This window comes from Pseudomonas sp. BP01, assembly GCF_022760795.1.
GTDB lineage: Bacteria > Pseudomonadota > Gammaproteobacteria > Pseudomonadales > Pseudomonadaceae > Aquipseudomonas > Aquipseudomonas putida_Q.
The window spans coordinates 300,548-315,489 of record NZ_JAFBKA010000001.1 but is presented as its reverse complement, the minus strand read 5'-3'; the positions used below and the strand labels follow the sequence as shown (position 1 = coordinate 315,489).

17 protein-coding genes are annotated in these 14,942 nt (G+C 62.0%); 11 read left to right on the top strand and 6 right to left on the bottom strand.

Going from position 1 to position 14,942, the window contains the following annotated elements; genetic code table 11:
* The first annotated feature begins 123 nt into the window (after window positions 1-123).
* The 3 genes from cysK to JOY50_RS01410 all read left to right on the top strand — a co-directional run bounded on the left by cysK (window position 124) and on the right by JOY50_RS01410 (window position 3,524).
* On the top strand, window positions 124-1,098 hold the full coding sequence (gene cysK, locus JOY50_RS01420) for a cysteine synthase A (protein WP_013973746.1): 975 nt from the start codon (window positions 124-126) through the stop codon (window positions 1,096-1,098).
* A 173-nt stretch (window positions 1,099-1,271) separates the two neighbouring features.
* Window positions 1,272-2,207, top strand: coding sequence for an aspartyl/asparaginyl beta-hydroxylase domain-containing protein (locus JOY50_RS01415; protein WP_132846818.1), 936 nt, complete (start codon window positions 1,272-1,274; stop codon window positions 2,205-2,207).
* A 435-nt stretch (window positions 2,208-2,642) separates the two neighbouring features.
* Window positions 2,643-3,524, top strand: coding sequence for a DMT family transporter (locus tag JOY50_RS01410; protein WP_132846819.1), 882 nt, complete (start codon window positions 2,643-2,645; stop codon window positions 3,522-3,524).
* Window positions 3,525-3,527: 3 nt separating this feature from the next.
* Here the strand turns inward: JOY50_RS01410 and JOY50_RS01405 are convergent, their stop codons facing one another.
* Window positions 3,528-3,986, bottom strand: a complete 459-nt coding sequence (locus JOY50_RS01405) for a DUF4265 domain-containing protein (protein WP_132846820.1) — start codon at window positions 3,984-3,986, stop codon at window positions 3,528-3,530.
* A gap of 13 nt (window positions 3,987-3,999) precedes the next feature.
* Window positions 4,000-4,875: a DMT family transporter gene (locus tag JOY50_RS01400; RefSeq protein WP_132846821.1), complete on the bottom strand. Its 876-nt coding sequence runs from the start codon at window positions 4,873-4,875 to the stop codon at window positions 4,000-4,002.
* A 248-nt stretch (window positions 4,876-5,123) separates the two neighbouring features.
* Between JOY50_RS01400 and aceK the strand changes: the two genes are divergently transcribed.
* Window positions 5,124-6,833 carry a bifunctional isocitrate dehydrogenase kinase/phosphatase gene (aceK, locus tag JOY50_RS01395; protein WP_243054660.1) on the top strand — a complete coding sequence of 570 codons (1,710 nt, stop codon included), beginning with the start codon at window positions 5,124-5,126 and terminating at the stop codon, window positions 6,831-6,833.
* Window positions 6,834-6,962: 129 nt separating this feature from the next.
* Here aceK and JOY50_RS01390 read toward each other — a convergent pair whose 3' ends face one another.
* Window positions 6,963-7,823 carry a DUF6279 family lipoprotein gene (locus JOY50_RS01390; RefSeq protein ID WP_243054659.1) on the bottom strand — a complete coding sequence of 287 codons (861 nt, stop codon included), beginning with the start codon at window positions 7,821-7,823 and terminating at the stop codon, window positions 6,963-6,965.
* Window positions 7,824-7,953: 130 nt separating this feature from the next.
* Between JOY50_RS01390 and JOY50_RS01385 the strand changes: the two genes are divergently transcribed.
* On the top strand, window positions 7,954-8,790 hold the full coding sequence (locus tag JOY50_RS01385; RefSeq protein WP_019471035.1) for a S1 RNA-binding domain-containing protein: 837 nt from the start codon (window positions 7,954-7,956) through the stop codon (window positions 8,788-8,790).
* A 5-nt stretch (window positions 8,791-8,795) separates the two neighbouring features.
* Here JOY50_RS01385 and JOY50_RS01380 read toward each other — a convergent pair whose 3' ends face one another.
* Window positions 8,796-9,176: a hypothetical protein gene (locus JOY50_RS01380; protein ID WP_132846824.1), complete on the bottom strand. Its 381-nt coding sequence runs from the start codon at window positions 9,174-9,176 to the stop codon at window positions 8,796-8,798.
* 190 nt (window positions 9,177-9,366) lie between these two features.
* On the bottom strand, window positions 9,367-10,839 hold the full coding sequence (locus JOY50_RS01375) for a nitrous oxide reductase family maturation protein NosD (RefSeq protein WP_132846826.1): 1,473 nt from the start codon (window positions 10,837-10,839) through the stop codon (window positions 9,367-9,369).
* A gap of 243 nt (window positions 10,840-11,082) precedes the next feature.
* Between JOY50_RS01375 and JOY50_RS01370 the strand changes: the two genes are divergently transcribed.
* The 3 genes from JOY50_RS01370 (at window position 11,083) to def (ending at window position 12,949) form a co-directional block, all read left to right on the top strand.
* Window positions 11,083-11,262, top strand: coding sequence for a CsbD family protein (locus JOY50_RS01370; RefSeq protein WP_016498416.1), 180 nt, complete (start codon window positions 11,083-11,085; stop codon window positions 11,260-11,262).
* Between the two features lie 194 nt (window positions 11,263-11,456).
* Window positions 11,457-12,416: a YihY/virulence factor BrkB family protein gene (locus tag JOY50_RS01365; RefSeq protein WP_019471038.1), complete on the top strand. Its 960-nt coding sequence runs from the start codon at window positions 11,457-11,459 to the stop codon at window positions 12,414-12,416.
* Window positions 12,413-12,949 (top strand): peptide deformylase, encoded by a 537-nt coding sequence (gene def / locus JOY50_RS01360; RefSeq protein WP_132846827.1) that lies wholly within the window; start codon window positions 12,413-12,415, stop codon window positions 12,947-12,949. Before JOY50_RS01365 ends, def begins: the two co-directional genes overlap by 4 nt.
* Here the strand turns inward: def and JOY50_RS01355 are convergent.
* On the bottom strand, window positions 12,904-13,308 hold the full coding sequence (locus tag JOY50_RS01355; RefSeq protein ID WP_132846828.1) for a GNAT family N-acetyltransferase: 405 nt from the start codon (window positions 13,306-13,308) through the stop codon (window positions 12,904-12,906). The genes def and JOY50_RS01355 overlap by 46 nt on opposite strands.
* A gap of 321 nt (window positions 13,309-13,629) precedes the next feature.
* On the opposite strand from JOY50_RS01355, the gene JOY50_RS01350 reads away from it, so the two are divergent.
* The 3 genes from JOY50_RS01350 (at window position 13,630) to JOY50_RS01340 (ending at window position 14,927) form a co-directional block, all read left to right on the top strand.
* Complete coding sequence (locus tag JOY50_RS01350; protein ID WP_063427321.1) at window positions 13,630-13,887, top strand: DUF2790 domain-containing protein; 258 nt, start codon at window positions 13,630-13,632, stop codon at window positions 13,885-13,887.
* A 225-nt stretch (window positions 13,888-14,112) separates the two neighbouring features.
* Window positions 14,113-14,538 (top strand): nuclear transport factor 2 family protein, encoded by a 426-nt coding sequence (locus JOY50_RS01345; protein ID WP_132846829.1) that lies wholly within the window; start codon window positions 14,113-14,115, stop codon window positions 14,536-14,538.
* Window positions 14,539-14,582: 44 nt separating this feature from the next.
* Complete coding sequence (locus JOY50_RS01340) at window positions 14,583-14,927, top strand: YciI family protein (RefSeq protein ID WP_016498423.1); 345 nt, start codon at window positions 14,583-14,585, stop codon at window positions 14,925-14,927.
* Window positions 14,928-14,942 lie beyond the last annotated feature (15 nt).

Here is a 14,942-nt window from a genome sequence, read left to right as displayed (position 1 = left end):
CCAAGGCGGGATGTGCGGTTGACCGCAACACGCCCAGCCGAGTTCGAACAGGCTTTACGGGCCACCGGTCGGGGCTTACCCTTTAGGTCTTTCCCGCTGTTTTTCATGCCAAGGACTCCTGCCATGAGCCGTATCTTTGCAGACAACGCCCATTCCATCGGTAACACGCCGCTGGTGCAGATCAACCGCATCGCCCCGCGTGGCGTAACCATCCTGGCCAAGATCGAAGGGCGCAACCCGGGTTATTCGGTCAAATGCCGCATCGGCGCGAACATGGTCTGGGACGCGGAGAGCAGCGGCAAGCTCAAGCCGGGCATGACCATCGTCGAGCCCACCTCAGGCAACACCGGTATCGGCCTGGCCTTCGTCGCCGCCGCACGGGGCTACAAGCTGATGCTGACCATGCCAGCCTCCATGAGCCTGGAGCGCCGCAAGGTGCTGAAGGCGCTGGGTGCCGAACTGGTGCTGACCGACCCGGCCAAAGGCATGAAAGGTGCCATCGAGAAGGCCAACGAAATCGTCGCCTCCGACCCGGCCCAGTATTTCCTGCCGGGCCAGTTCGAAAACCCGGCCAACCCGGCCATCCACGAAAAAACCACCGGCCCGGAAATCTGGAACGACACCGACGGCGCCGTCGACGTACTTGTGGCGGGCGTGGGCACGGGCGGCACCATCACCGGCGTGTCGCGCTACATCAAGCACACCCAGGGCAAGGCGATCTTGTCGGTGGCTGTGGAGCCCGTGGCTTCGCCGCTCATCAGCCAGACCCTGGCCGGCGAAGAACTCAAGCCCAGCCCGCACAAGATCCAGGGCATCGGCGCCGGCTTCGTGCCAAAAAACCTCGACCTGTCGATTGTCGACCAGGTCGAAACGGTGACCGACGAAGAGTCCAAGGCCATGGCCATTCGCCTGATGCAGGAAGAGGGCATTCTTTGCGGGATTTCCTGTGGTGCTGCAATGGCCGCCGCCGTGCGCCTGGCCGAAAAACCGGAAATGCAGGGTAAGACCATCGTCGTAATCCTGCCCGATTCGGGCGAGCGTTACCTGTCGAGCATGTTGTTCAGCGACATGTTCAGCGAGCAGGAAAACCAGCAGTAATCGGCCTTGCCGCTGACCCTGCGCAACAATCGGCGGCCTGGTTTATTGCAAAATCTTCATGAATGCGATCCCGCCCGGGTTGTTTTTACCGCGGCGGGATCGGTTTATGATGGCAGGATGATTTTCAGGAGAGCAGGTGGCGCAGCCCTGGCTCTTCCCCAAGGAGTGAAAGCATGACCTTTTCCTTTGCAGCCAAGGCGGGCGTCTTGCTGGTGTTTTTCGGCAGCGTGCTGTTCGTGCACCTGCGCGGCAAAGCCCGCCTGCCGGTGTTGCGCCAGTTCGTCAACCATTCGGCGCTGTTTGCCCCGTACAACGCCTTGATGTACCTGTTTTCCGGTGTGCCGTCCAAACCCTACCTGGACCGCCAGCGTTTCCCTGAGCTGGACGTGCTGAAGGACAACTGGCAGGACATCCGCGAAGAGGCCATGCGCCTGTTCGACGAAGGCTACATCCGCGCCGCCGAAAAGGACAACGACGCCGGCTTCGGTTCGTTCTTCAAGAAAGGCTGGAAGCGTTTTTACCTGAAGTGGTACGACAAACCGCTGCCTTCGGCTGAAGCCCTGTGCCCGCGCACTGTCGAGCTGGTCAGCAGCATCCCCAACGTCAAGGGCGCGATGTTTGCGCTGCTGCCCGGCGGCAGCCACCTGAATCCGCACCGCGACCCGTTCGCAGGCTCGCTGCGCTACCACCTGGGCCTGTCCACGCCGAACTCCGATGCTTGCCGCATCTACGTCGATGGCCAGGAATACGCCTGGCGTGACGGCGAGGACGTGATGTTTGACGAAACTTACGTGCACTGGGTCAAGAACGAGACCGACGTTACCCGGGTGATCCTGTTCTGTGACATCGAGCGCCCGCTGAGCAGCTCGCTGATGACCCGCATCAACCGCCAGGTCAGCGCCTTCCTCGGCCGCGCCACTGCACCGCAGAACACCGACGACGAGCGCGTGGGCGGCATCAACCAGGCGTATGCCTGGAGCAAGCGGTTCAGTAATAAAATCAGCACCCACGTGAAGCAGTTCAAGCGTGCCAACCCAAAGGCCTACCGCGTGCTGCGGCCCGTGCTGGCGGTGGTGGTGGTGTACCTGCTGTATCACTGGTTGTTCTGATTTTTTGTTGTCGGACCCGGCCTCTTCGCGGGACAAGCCCGCTCCCACAGGTTCTCTTCGTCCTTCGAGGACGATGGCGCGCTTGTGGGAGCGGGCTTGTCCCGCGAAGAATCCCACGCTATATTCCAGTGCATTCACTTCCTCGAAGACCCTGTTCATGCCAGCCATCCCTTCCACCACAAGCTTTGCCCTCGCGCCAGTCGCGGGCATGGTCGTGCGTGGCAGCCAGCAGCCGGTCATGATCAGTCATTACCCACCACCTGTCAGTGGCGTTGTAGGCGGCGTAGCTCCGCCTCCTTGCGTGGTCGTGCTGGGCTGATCGGCTTCTTGCCGAACCCCTTCGCACACGCAACCTACTGAACACGGTCGGCTACTTCCCTCGCTGAAGCGCACGCCGTCCGTTTGGCTTATCTGCCTACTATCAGGTGGCAATACATGTCTGTCTTTACCAAAGCATCCGTGACCTCGGCGGCCACGACCAGCCTGTTCGTCCTGCTGTGGAGCAGCGGTGCGATCGTCTCCAAGCTGGGCCTGGCGCATGCCAGCCCGTTCGCCTTCCTGCTGTTGCGCTCGGCATTGGCCCTCGCGGGCCTGCTGCTGATCGGCCCGCTGCTGGGGCTGCGCTGGCCGCGCAGCCGCGGCGCCATCCTGCGCGCCCTGGGTACCGGGTGTGTGCTGCTCGGCGCGTACCAGATCTTCTACTTGCTGGCGCTCAACACCCATGTCACCCCTGGCGTCATGGCGACGGTCATGGGGGTACAACCGATCCTTACCGTGGTGCTGATGGAGCGCCAACGTTCCTGGAGCCGTCTGTTCGGCCTGGGTCTGGGGCTGGGCGGCTTGATCATGGTGGTGTACCAAGGCATCAACCTGGGCGGGGTGTCGCTGGCGGGGATGCTGTTTGCCCTGCTGGCGCTGGCCAGCATGACCGTGGGCTCGATCCTGCAGAAACGCATCACCGATAACCCCATGGGCACGCTGCCGCTGCAGTACCTCGCCGGCTTTGCCATGTGCGCGGTGTTCGCACCGTTACAACCGCTGCATGTCGAGTGGACCGGCGGCTTTGTCGGCGCGTTGCTGTGGATGGGCCTGGTGGTTTCATTGCTGGCGACCTTGCTGCTGTACCGGCTGATCGCCAAGGGTAACCTGGTCAATGTCACCAGCCTGTTCTACCTGGTGCCGGCAGTCACTGCGGTGATGGACTTCCTGATCTTCGACAACCGCTTGGCACCGCTCAGCCTGCTGGGCATGGGGTTGATCGTGGTAGGCCTGCTGTTCGTGTTTCGCAAGCCCGCCGCGCGCCTTGCCCAGGCGTAGGCCCTAGCGGAATTCTTCGGGGATGGCGTGGCGTAGCACGCCTTCCTCGAAGTCCAGCAGGCCGGCTTCGCGCTGGGTGAGCAGGTAGTACAGCAGGGTGTCGAGCGAACGTTGCGGCGGGACCTCGACAGCCAGCATCTTCACGGCCTGCTCGGTTTCGCAGTTGCAGCCGAAGTCCTGCAAGGCCGCGCGTACCTGGTCCAGGGTTTCCGGGGGCTTTACCAGCACCCGGAATACCGAACTGCCGCTGCTGCTGCGCAGTGCATCGAACCAGGTTTCGCCGTTTTCTTCACGGGTGGTGATTACATCACCTGGTGCAATGCCGTAAACATGGAAGGGGATGTTGTCGACCGTATAGCCGCCTTCCACGGCCTTGGCCCATAGGCCCTCGACCGAGGCCGGCGGGTAGCCGTTCTCGTCCTGTTCCAGGCGGAACAGGACCTTTTTGTACATGCTGTTCATCGTGGGCCCCGCTTCAGCTGCGCGTCGGGCGCAGCACCAGCCACAGTGCCGCGGCAATCAGCAAGCCGCCGTACAGGTGCCCCATGGAGAGCGACTCATCCAGCAGCCATGCCCCCCACAATACGCCGAATACCGGAATGAGGAAGGTCACGGTACTGGCCTTGACCGGGCCGATTTCTTCAAGCAAGCGGAAGTACAGGATGTAGGCGAACGCCGTGCACAACAGGCCCAGGCCCAGCAGCGACAGCCATACCTGCCAGCCGCCCCAGCTGGCAGGCGGCTGGCTGAGCGCGCTCCAGGCGAACAGCGGGCTTAGCAGCAAGGTGGCGCCGAGCATGCTGCCCAGTGCCGAAAGTCGGCTGTCCAGGCCGCTGACCCAGCGGCGGGCAAGGAAGCCGGCAAAGCCGTAGCAGGTGGTGGCCGCCAGGCAGGCGAGGGCACCTTGCAGCAGGGCCAGATCCAGCGCGACCGGGCCGGCGCCGCTGAGGATGCCGACGCCAAACAGGCCAAGGAAGATGCCGCACAACTTGGCCAGGGTCATGGGCTCGCGGAAGAACAGCATGCCGATCAGCACGCCCATCAGTGGCGTGGTGGCGTTGAAGATCGCCGAGTAGCCGGCCGGCAATACCTGAGCGGCAACGGAATAGAAGGTGGCCGGGATACCGGAGTTGATCATGCCCAGCACCAGGCAGGCACCCAGCTTGCCCTGGAAGTCCCAGCGCACGCGGGCGACCGCGACGATGCCGATCAACCCCAGGCAGGCAATGGATACACGGAAGAACGCGGTCGGCACCGTGCCCAGCTCGGGGGCGATGATGCGCATGAACAGAAAGCTCGCCCCCCAGACGGCAGCAAGTGTCAGCAGGCGGGCTAGGGCGATGGGGCTCACGGCGGTCTCCGGGTACAGGGCAGGGCGCGAGTGTACGCCAGGGGGCGGGGGGATTCTTGCGCTTTCTTGCGGTGCAATCCTGTCCCAACCCCTTCGCGGGTGAACCCGCTCCCACAGGTACACCACAAGCTTCAAGTGCCGTGCGTTACCTGTGGGAGCGGGTTTACCCGCGAAGAGGCCGGCACAGGCTCCACACCCTCGATAGTGCGACTAAGCTGTCTATCTCACCCCGCACCGAGGTGTCCTGCATGACCCAGCACTGGCCTGCCGGCGAGATCGCCCGGATGATCCTCGATGGCTTCGACGATTATCGCGAGCATTTTCGCCGTATCACCCTCGGCGCCCGCGAGCGCTTCGAGCAGGCGCGTTGGCAAGACAGCCAGCGATCAGCCGCCGCTCGGATCAACCTTTACGAACAGAAGGTCGGCGAGGTCAACGGCTGGCTGCGTGATGCGTTCGATGATGAGGTATTGCTGGAGGTCGAGCAGTGGCCTCTAGTCAAAAGTGCCTACATACGCCTGATCGACCCGCGCCTGGACGATGAACTGTCCGAGACCTGGTACAACTCGTTGTTCTGCAGCCTGTTCAGCCATGACCAGATCAGCGACGGCTGCATGTTCATCCACACCACCCGGCCGTCTATCCGCAGCCACCAGCGTGCCACACAAACCTGTACCTATCGCCCCGATGGCAACCTGCAGGGCCTGCTGCGGGCGATTCTTTCCGACTATGCATTCGCTTATGGCGACCTTGAAAGCGACGTGTCGCGCCTTGAGGAGCAACTGCGCGAGTGCCTGCCCGACTGGGTTTGCAAGGACCCGACGCTGGCGGTGGAGCTGTTTTCGCCGGTGCTGTACCGCAACAAGGGGGCCTACCTGGTCGGCCGGCTGTACAACAGCGACGAGCAGTGGCCGCTGGTGATACCGCTGCTGCACCGCGAAGGGCATGGTATCGAGGCCGATGGGCTGATCACCGACGAGGCCGAGGTGTCGATCATCTTTTCCTTCACCCGCTCCTATTTCATGGTCGATGTGCCGGTGCCCGCAGAGTTCGTCAACTTCCTCAAGCGCATCTTGCCGGGCAAGCACATTGCCGAGCTGTACACCTCCATCGGTTTCTACAAACACGGCAAGTCGGAGTTCTACCGGGCGCTGATCAACCACCTGGCCGGCAGCGAAGACCGCTTCGTCATGGCGCCTGGGGTGCGCGGCATGGTCATGAGCGTGTTCACCCTGCCGGGCTTCAACACCGTGTTCAAGATCATCAAGGACCGCTTCTCGCCATCGAAAACCGTCGACCGCGCGACGGTGATCGACAAGTATCGGCTGGTGAAAAGCGTCGACCGCGTGGGGCGCCTGGCCGATACCCAGGAGTTTGCCGATTTTCGCTTCCCACAGGGCAAGTTCGCTCCGGAGTGCCTGGCCGAACTGCTGGAGGTGGCGCCGTCGACGGTAATACTGGAGGGTGACACGGTACTGATCCGTCACTGCTGGACCGAGCGGCGCATGACGCCGTTGAACCTGTACCTGGAGCATGCCAGCGAAGGCCAGGTGCTGGAGGCGCTGGAGGATTACGGCCTGGCCATCAAGCAGCTGGCGGCGGCGAACATTTTCCCCGGCGACATGTTACTGAAGAACTTCGGCGTTACCCGCCATGGCCGGGTGGTGTTTTACGACTACGACGAGATCAGCTTCCTGACCGAAGTGAACTTCCGCCACATCCCGCCACCGCGTTACCCGGAGGACGAAATGTCGGGCGAGCCGTGGTACTCGATCGGGCCGCACGACGTGTTCCCCGAAGAGTTTCCGCCGTTCCTGTTTGCCGATCTCGGCCAGCGCCGGCTTTTCAGCCGCTTGCATGGGGAGTTGTATGACGCGGATTACTGGAAGGGGCTGCAGGCAGCCATTCGCGAGGGGAAGGTGATTGATGTGTTTCCCTACCGGCGCAAGGCCCGCTAATTGCTTGGCCTGTCTTGGCCCTATCGCCGGCAAGCCAGCTCCCACAGGCTTACCACAGGGCCGAGCTTTCTCGGGGACCTGTGGGAGCTGGCTTGCCGGCGATAGGGCCAGGAGAGGCAGCCAGTGACTTCAACCCTTCAAACATTTCAGCTCACTGAAGTCCGTGCGCACCTTGCTCAATTTGTCTTGCAAGAACCGCCGCTGCTGCGGCGTACTCTGCTGCACCAGGTCCACCAGCAAACTGCGCGCCTGTTGTTCGGTATTTTGAAATGCTGAGCGGTATTCAGGCGTCCACAAACTTTCCTTGCGTTGCAGCAGTGTCGCCAGGCGTGGCTCGAAGCTGGCGTCGTTGCGCTGGTTCATCGCCAGCAACAATTGCTGCTGCCAGTGGGCGCGGTTGGCGATCCATTCGCGGTTCTGGTCGCCCAGCGCTGCGGACCAGGCCTGCACCCGCTGCTTCTGTGCTGCGGTCAACTCGCCAAACCACGGAGTCAGGCGTTTCTCCATGCGTTCGCTACGTCGGGCGACCTGCTTGGGCAGCGGGGTATCCACGTACTTTTTCTGCCGTTCGTTGATGTCCTCGCGGAACGCCTCGCGCATTTCCGCCACCTGGCTGTCGCTCATGCCGCGCAACAGTTCGGTGGCCGACGGGGTGATTTCCTCTGCCACCCGGCCAATCGCCTCACGGGCCTCGCGGGTACGTTGCTCCAGCGCCTGGTCGGTCACTTGGCCATCGGCGACCATACCGCGTACCCGGTCCAGCCAGTCGATGTAGCCGGGCAGCTGGGTCTTGCAATGCCAGGCCAGGTGTTCGCGCAAGCGGTCGTCGAGCAAGGCCTTCTGCTCGCTGTTCATGTCCAGGTAATCACCCAGCGACCACGGCACCAGGCGGTCCAGGTTGCGGTAGGCCAGGTCGATGCGGCTGCAGGCGGCCAGGGCCAGGGCGAAGGCGATGGCGATGAGCAGGGCTTTGGGCAGGCGTAGCGGCATGTGCTGTTCCTTCCTCAGTCTGGCCAGATGGTAGACGCAAGGGCGGGTTGGCAGTTCCACCGTATCAGTGGTCGGGCCATCCGGTGGCTTCAGGTGTAGAATAGCCGCCTTGTCTTGAGGATCATCGGAAATGGCTCTGCTTGGGCGTTACAACAGTTTGCAAATCGTGAAGCACGTGGACTTCGGCCTGTACCTGGACGGTGGCGCCGATGGCGAGATCCTGCTGCCCGGGCGCTACATCCCGAAAAACGCCGAAACCGAGGTGGATGACTGGCTGAACGTATTCATCTACCTGGACAGCGAAGACCAGCTGATCGCCACCACCGAAAAGCCCAAGGTGCAGGTGGGTGAGTTTGCCAGCCTCAAGGTCAAGGACATCAACGGTGCCGGCATCTTCCTGGACTGGGGCCTGCCCAAGGACCTGCTGATGCCGTACTCGGAAGAGGCACGGCAGCTGAAGATCGGCGATTACTGCGTGGTGCACGTCTACCTCGACAAGCGCACCCGCCGCATCACCGCCACCTCACGCCTGGACCGTTACCTGGACGTCACCCCGGCCGACTACAAAGTCGGGCAACCGGTTGAGCTGCTGGTGGCCGGCGAAACGCCGATGGGCTTCAAGGCCATCATCAACAACCGCCACTGGGGCCTGATCCACAAGAACGAGGTGTTCAAGTTCCTGCGTTCGGGCATGCACGAGAAGGGCTTCATCAAGGAGGTGCGCCACGACGGCAAGATCGCCCTGAGCCTGCAACCGGTAGGTGCGGCCCTGGCCGACAGCCTGCAAGAGCAGATCATGGCGCGCCTGGAGGCTGAAGGTGGGGTGTTGGCCGTGTGCGACAAGAGCGACCCGGCGCTGATCAGCAAGCTGTTCAACGTCAGCAAGGGCAACTTCAAGAAGGCCATCGGCGCATTGTTCAAGCAGGGCCTGATCGTCATCCATGACGACCGTATCGAAAAGGCCTGACGGCCTTACCCCTGCACGAAGTTGCGGAAGTCCAGCTGCTCGCCGCCCGGACGGGTGTCGCGCAGCAGCGAGTCGCGGTCGGCGCTGAGGGCCAGGCTGATGGTGGAGCGGCGCTTGCCGGGCTTGCGCACTTCCATCTGCTCCAGGTGAGCCTTGAGGAAGTTGGTGGGCACCTTCAGGTGCTGCAGCTCATCGCTTTCTGGCGTGTGCAGCAGTAGGTTGACCCAGTCGGCCTGGCCCTTGCCCAGCAGCTTCACGGGCACTTCGAACCACCACAGGTTGCGTTTGTTGTCCAGGATGGCGAACAGGGTGTTGCTGCTGTTCAGCACCGGCTTGGCCAATGCTTCGTTGCGCCGGGCGATGGCGGCGGGTTTGTCGAGTTTCATGCAGGTTCCTGCGGGTTGACGCTATGAAGGCCTGCATTGTGAGGGGTGGCACGGGGCGGGGCAAGGTTTGTAACTTGCGTTGCCTGTGCCGGCCTCTTCGCGGGCTTGCCCGCTCCCACAGGTTTACCACAGGTTTGTAACCCGTGCGGTCCCTGTGGCAGCGGGCAAGCCCGCGAAGAGGCCGGTAGCGTTAGCGTCGAACCGGCAGGCTCAACTCGGAAGTTGCTCCGTCAGCTGTCGTCACGGTCGCAGTAAAGCTGCGCAACCCGCCGATGTTCTCCAGCACTTGCGCAAACTGCGCCTGCCCCTGCTTGCCACTGTTTACCAGCACCTCCCCGAGGTACTGCTCCGCTTCGGTGCCATCCGCCTCGGCATTGCCAAAGAACTCCACCCGCAGCAGGCTCGACACCGGCCCCTGCACTTCACCACGCAACACATTGCCTTCCAGCGCAATCAGGCGTGGCGCCTGCTGGTTATAATTGGGCAGCGGCTGGCAAGGCTTGGGCTCGCCGTTGGCATCGCAGATGATCGCCTGGTCTTTCTTCGGCAAGTCGGCGCCCACCCCGCGTGAACCCACATACAGCGCATGCGCCTGCGCTGGCACGCCAAACACGATGGCACCGGTGCGCTGGCCCGGCACGCACGAACCGCCGGCTTCGCAGCGGCGGATATCCTGGCTGTTACCCCAGATGCGGTTGCCGCTCAGGCGGGTGGCGGTGGCCTCCGGCTCCGGGCGCAGGGCCACGCCGATGCGGTTGCCGTGGATCAGGTTGCCGTCGAGCATGTTGCCCTCGCCGGTGACGCTGACGCCGATCGAGTTGCCGCTGAAGGTGTTGGCGGCCAGGTAGTTGCGCTTGCCCCAGTTGATCTGCAGGCCGTCGGAGTAGTTTTCGAAGCGGTTGCGCACCACGCTGTTGTCGTTGCCCAACAGAATCTCGATACCCTGCGATGGCTCGGGGTTGGCTGCAGTGGAGCGGAACAGGTTGTCGGCCACCAGGTTGAATGCCGCGCCGCGGGTCAGCTCCAGGCCGTCGCCATTGTCGATCAGCTGGTTGCGCAGCACCTTGTTGTTGTTCGTGGTGGTAGCGGTGGGGTTACCCGCGCCGTCGTCACCGGTCAGCATGATGCCCGCGCCACCTTTGTTGGCGACGATGCGGTTATCTTCGATCACGTTGCCACTGGCGCGGTTGACCAGGATGCCGATGCAGAAGTTGCGCACTTCCAGGCCGCGCAGGTGCACGCCCTGGGTGTCGCGCAGCACCAGCCCGGGGTTGGTGGTGGTGCGCACGTTGGTGCCGAACTGGCCGGGCAGGGCGCCGGGGCAGGTGCGTACGCCCTGGTCCTTGATGTAGGCCGAACCGTCGATGGCGATGTATTGGCCATCGCGCGCCCAAGGCAGGCCGGTGATGCGCACCGGGCCCTTGATTTCCGGCAGTGCACGGCTGGGGCGGATCACGTAGGGCGGTTTGCCGACTGCAGCAATGTCGATGCTGTAGTGGCCGGGGTTCTGGTTGCTGGTTTCGATGGCCCAGCGCAGCGAGCCGGGCTGGTCGTCGTCAGCGTAGCGCTCGACACGCAGGGTTTCGGGGTTGGCCGGTGCGGCGGCCAGGGCGGGCAGGGGGAGCAGTGGCAGCAAGGCCACCAGCGCAGGCATCAGACGCATGGGTGCGGGTATCCGGAAAACATTGTTCTTATCGAGTGCCAGCCTGCTGTGGGCGGACGTTTGCGGGGATTCTAGGGCAGCTGCGTGAACTGCGTAGGTGCGCCGGGTGGATTTGGTGCGGTATTCGCCCGCAGTTTTACCGCTCGGCTTGTGACTGGAAAATCCGTTGAAACTCTGGGCGAGGGTGTTGGGTCCACCTTCTGTCGACACGGTTCACGTGTCTCCATTTGCAGGAGTTTTGCCATGAGCGGTACTAAAGACAAAGCGAAAGGTCTGGCCAACGAAGCAATCGGCAACGTGAAACAGGGTGTTGGCAAGGTGACCGACAACGACAAGCTGCGCGCTGAGGGTAAGGCGCAGGAGCTTAAAGGCGAGGCGCAGCAGGTCAAGGGCGATGTAAAGGATGCAGTGAAGAAGCCTTGATTTAAGGCAACCTGAACCGGCTTCTTCGCGGGCACGCCCGCTCCCACACGCACGTACCTGTGGGAGCGGGCGTGCTCGCGAAGAGGCTGATACAGGCTTACACATTTTTTGATGCATTGGCCGGGAGCAGCACAGCAGCGGTATGGTCTATTAGACTTGTCTGTTGAATCGATCGAGCGGCGAAAGGAGACGCTATGATTTTTTCCGCCCTGCAGGGCCTGCCCTTGCACCGCGTGCTGGTTCGTACCATCAAGGAATTTCTTGATGACGAGATGTCCACCTACGCCTCCGCGCTGGCTTACCAGGCGCTGTTCTCGCTGTTCCCTTTTCTGCTGTTCCTGATTGCCCTGATTGGTTTCCTGCATTTGCCGGACTTCTTTTCATGGCTGCGCCTGCAATCGGAACTGGTGCTGCCACCTCAGGCGCTGGAACAGGTCAACCCGGTGATCGACCAGTTGCAGCAGTCCAAGGGCGGGCTGTTGTCGGTGGGTATCGTGATCGCCTTGTGGACCGCGTCGGCCGGCGTGCGCCTGATGATGAGCGCGATGAACGCCGCTTACGATGTGCCTGAGGGCCGCCCGGTATGGAAGCGTATCCCGCTTTCCATTTTTTATACCATCGGCCTGGCTGGCATGCTGCTGGCGGCTGCAGCACTGATGGTGCTGGGCCCCCAGGTGATGGAGTGGATCGCCGCCCAGATCGGCATGCAGGAGTTCATCGTCACGCTTTGGACCATTCTGCGCTGGCCGGTGATCATCATATTGCTGATGGTGGCGGTGGCCCTGATCTACTACGTAATGCCTGACGTGAAACAGAAGTTTCGCTTCATCACGCCCGGTTCTGTGCTGGCGGTGGTGGTGTGGATCGTGGCGTCACTGGGCTTTGCCTACTACGTGAAAACCTTTGCCGACTACAACGCCATGTACGGCAGCATTGGTGCAATCATCGTGCTGTTGCTGTATTTCTATATTTCCGCTGCCGTGTTGCTGCTGGGCGCGGAGATGAATGCGGTGATCGAGCACATGTCGAGCGAGGGCAAGAACCCTGGCGAGAAGGATTTCGAAGGGCACAAGGCCCCGGAAACCATCACCGTGCTGGGCCATGAACACCCGCAACCGAGCCAGCACCAACCTTCCGAGCCGAACCCCAGATGATCCGTGACATTCTCAAGATGGGCGACGAACGCCTGCTGCGCATCGCCCCGCCAGTGCCCGAGCACATGCTCGGCACTGTCGAATTGCAGCAACTGATCGACGACATGTTCGAAACCATGCGCCATGTGGGCGGCGTCGGTCTTGCCGCGCCACAGATTGGTATCGACCTGCAGTTGGTGATTTTCGGTTTCGAGCGTAGCGAGCGCTACCCGGATGCCGAAGCGGTGCCGCAGACCATTTTGATCAACCCGGTCATCACGCCCACGTCCACTGAACTGGAGGACGGCTGGGAAGGTTGCCTGTCGGTACCGGGCCTGCGGGGTGTGGTGCCACGCTTCAAGCATATCTGCTACGAAGGGGTCGACCCCCATGGCAACCCGATCAACCGCTTTGCCGACGGCTTCCATGCGCGGGTGGTGCAGCACGAGTGCGACCATCTGATCGGCCGGTTGTACCCTTCGCGTATCCAGGACTTTGCCAAGTTCGGCTACACCGAGGTCCTGTTCCCCGGGCTTGAGGTCAGCGACGACTGACCCCGCTGCAGGGCCACCAGGCGTTTGCTGCGCTGGTAGCGCTGCAGGCGGCTGGCCAGGGGTTCTGGCAGTTGCCCGGCCATGTGGAAACCCAGGCGCTCATAGAACGGCACCAGGTCCGGGTGGCAGAACAGCCAGGTCGGCCCCTTTGCCTGTTTCAGCGCCGCCTCGATCAATTGCCCAGCCACCCCTTGGCCGCGTTGCTGCGGGTCGACAAACAGCCCCGTCAGCCATAAGCCTTCGCCTACCGCGCTCAAACTCAAGCCTGCAATAATGCCCGGGGCCCTTGCCACCCACAGTTCAGCGTCGCCCGCAGCACGCATGCGCGAGGCGTGTTGGCGGTAAAAGTGGTCCAGCAGCCGGCGTTCTGTGGCCGAGAGTGTCGAGCAGTAAATATTTTTTAATGAGATGGCGGGTCCTGCCCTGAAAGCTGGCCAAAGGCTCTGGCCTGAGATGTTGCGGCCAATTTGACGCAGATTGTTGCAAATGCGGCAAGGGTGAATATCCGACTTCAGGGTTCAACTATTGCGAACCGGGAGTAGAATTTTACTCATCCCCCCTGGCAGTACGAAGCGGGATCGGTACTTCGTGCCATCTTCACCGTAGATGGCAACTTCTCCGCGCCATTGACGGCATTAGAAGTCAATCGATCAGCTTGAATGCTCAAAAGGCACACTCACATGAAACCATTACTGATTCTTGCATTGGTCGGTATGTCCTCGTTCGCCCTTGCCGATGAGGCCCAACCTGTCTCCAGCCAGCCTGTGGCCCAGCAGTACGACTACACCATGAACCTGGACATCAAACGGGTGATCAACCTCTCGACCATCCCCAATGTCTGCGAAGTGGTACCTGCGACCATGACTTACGAAGACCACCAGGGCCAGGTGCATACCATCCAGTACCGGGCCATGGGTGAAGGTTGTCAGCAAGGTTGATCGGGGCAATGACTGATGGCCCCATCGCCGGCAAGCCAGCTCCCACAGGTGCTGCACAGGCCTCGGGCTTTGTGTAATCACTGTGGGAGCTGGCTTGCCGGCGATGGGGCCATCAGCATTCAGAATATTTTCAAGCGTTGTCGATTACTCTGCTCTCCGTTCGACCATAGGTGAAGGCACGCCGCACTGCGTGCCAAAACCTATGTACTGTCGGAGAAACCCTCGATGAGCACCGCAGCCGAAACCGAGATCCGCCAACTGATCGAGCGCTGGATGCAGGCCGTGCGCGATCGCGACATCCCCAGCATCACCGCCCCCTATGCCGATGACATCGTTGCCTTCGATGCCATCCAGGCCCTGCAATTCAAAGGCAAGGCCGCCTACACGGCGCACTGGGAAATGTGCATGGGCATGTGCACCGGCCCCATGGTCTTCGAACTGGCCGAACTCACCGTACATGCCTCTGGCGACCTTGCCTTGGCCCACTGGCTGAACCGCTGCGGCCCGGGCGACGACGAAAGCCAGTGCGGCTTCATGCGCGCCACCGTGGGCTATCGTCGGAAAGGTGACCAGTGGCAGGTGATCCACGAGCACTGGTCGGCACCTTTCGACATGGAAACGCAAAAAGCCCTGTTCGATCTCAAGCCCTGAGCCGTTATCGCCAAACGCACTTTGCCGCTGCCCTGGAGGCGACCATGAAATACCTGTGCCTGGTCTATTGTGACGAGGGGCTGCTGCACAGCCTGCCCGACAGCCCCGAAGACGCCGAATGCATGGCCTACGCCGAAGCCGTGCATGGCTCGGGGCGAATGCTGGCGGCCGAGGCGCTCAAGCCTGTGCAAACCGCCACCACGGTGCGTGTGCGTAACGGGCACATGAGCCTGACCGACGGCCCGTTCGCCGAAACCAAGGAGCAACTTGCCGGCTTTTACCTGGTGGAGGCCCGCGACCTGAACGAAGCGCTGAACATCGCCAAGGGCATCCCTGCGGCACGGGTCGGCAGTGTCGAGGTGCGACCAGTGCGTGAACTGCAACCCTGACAGCTACGGAGAACC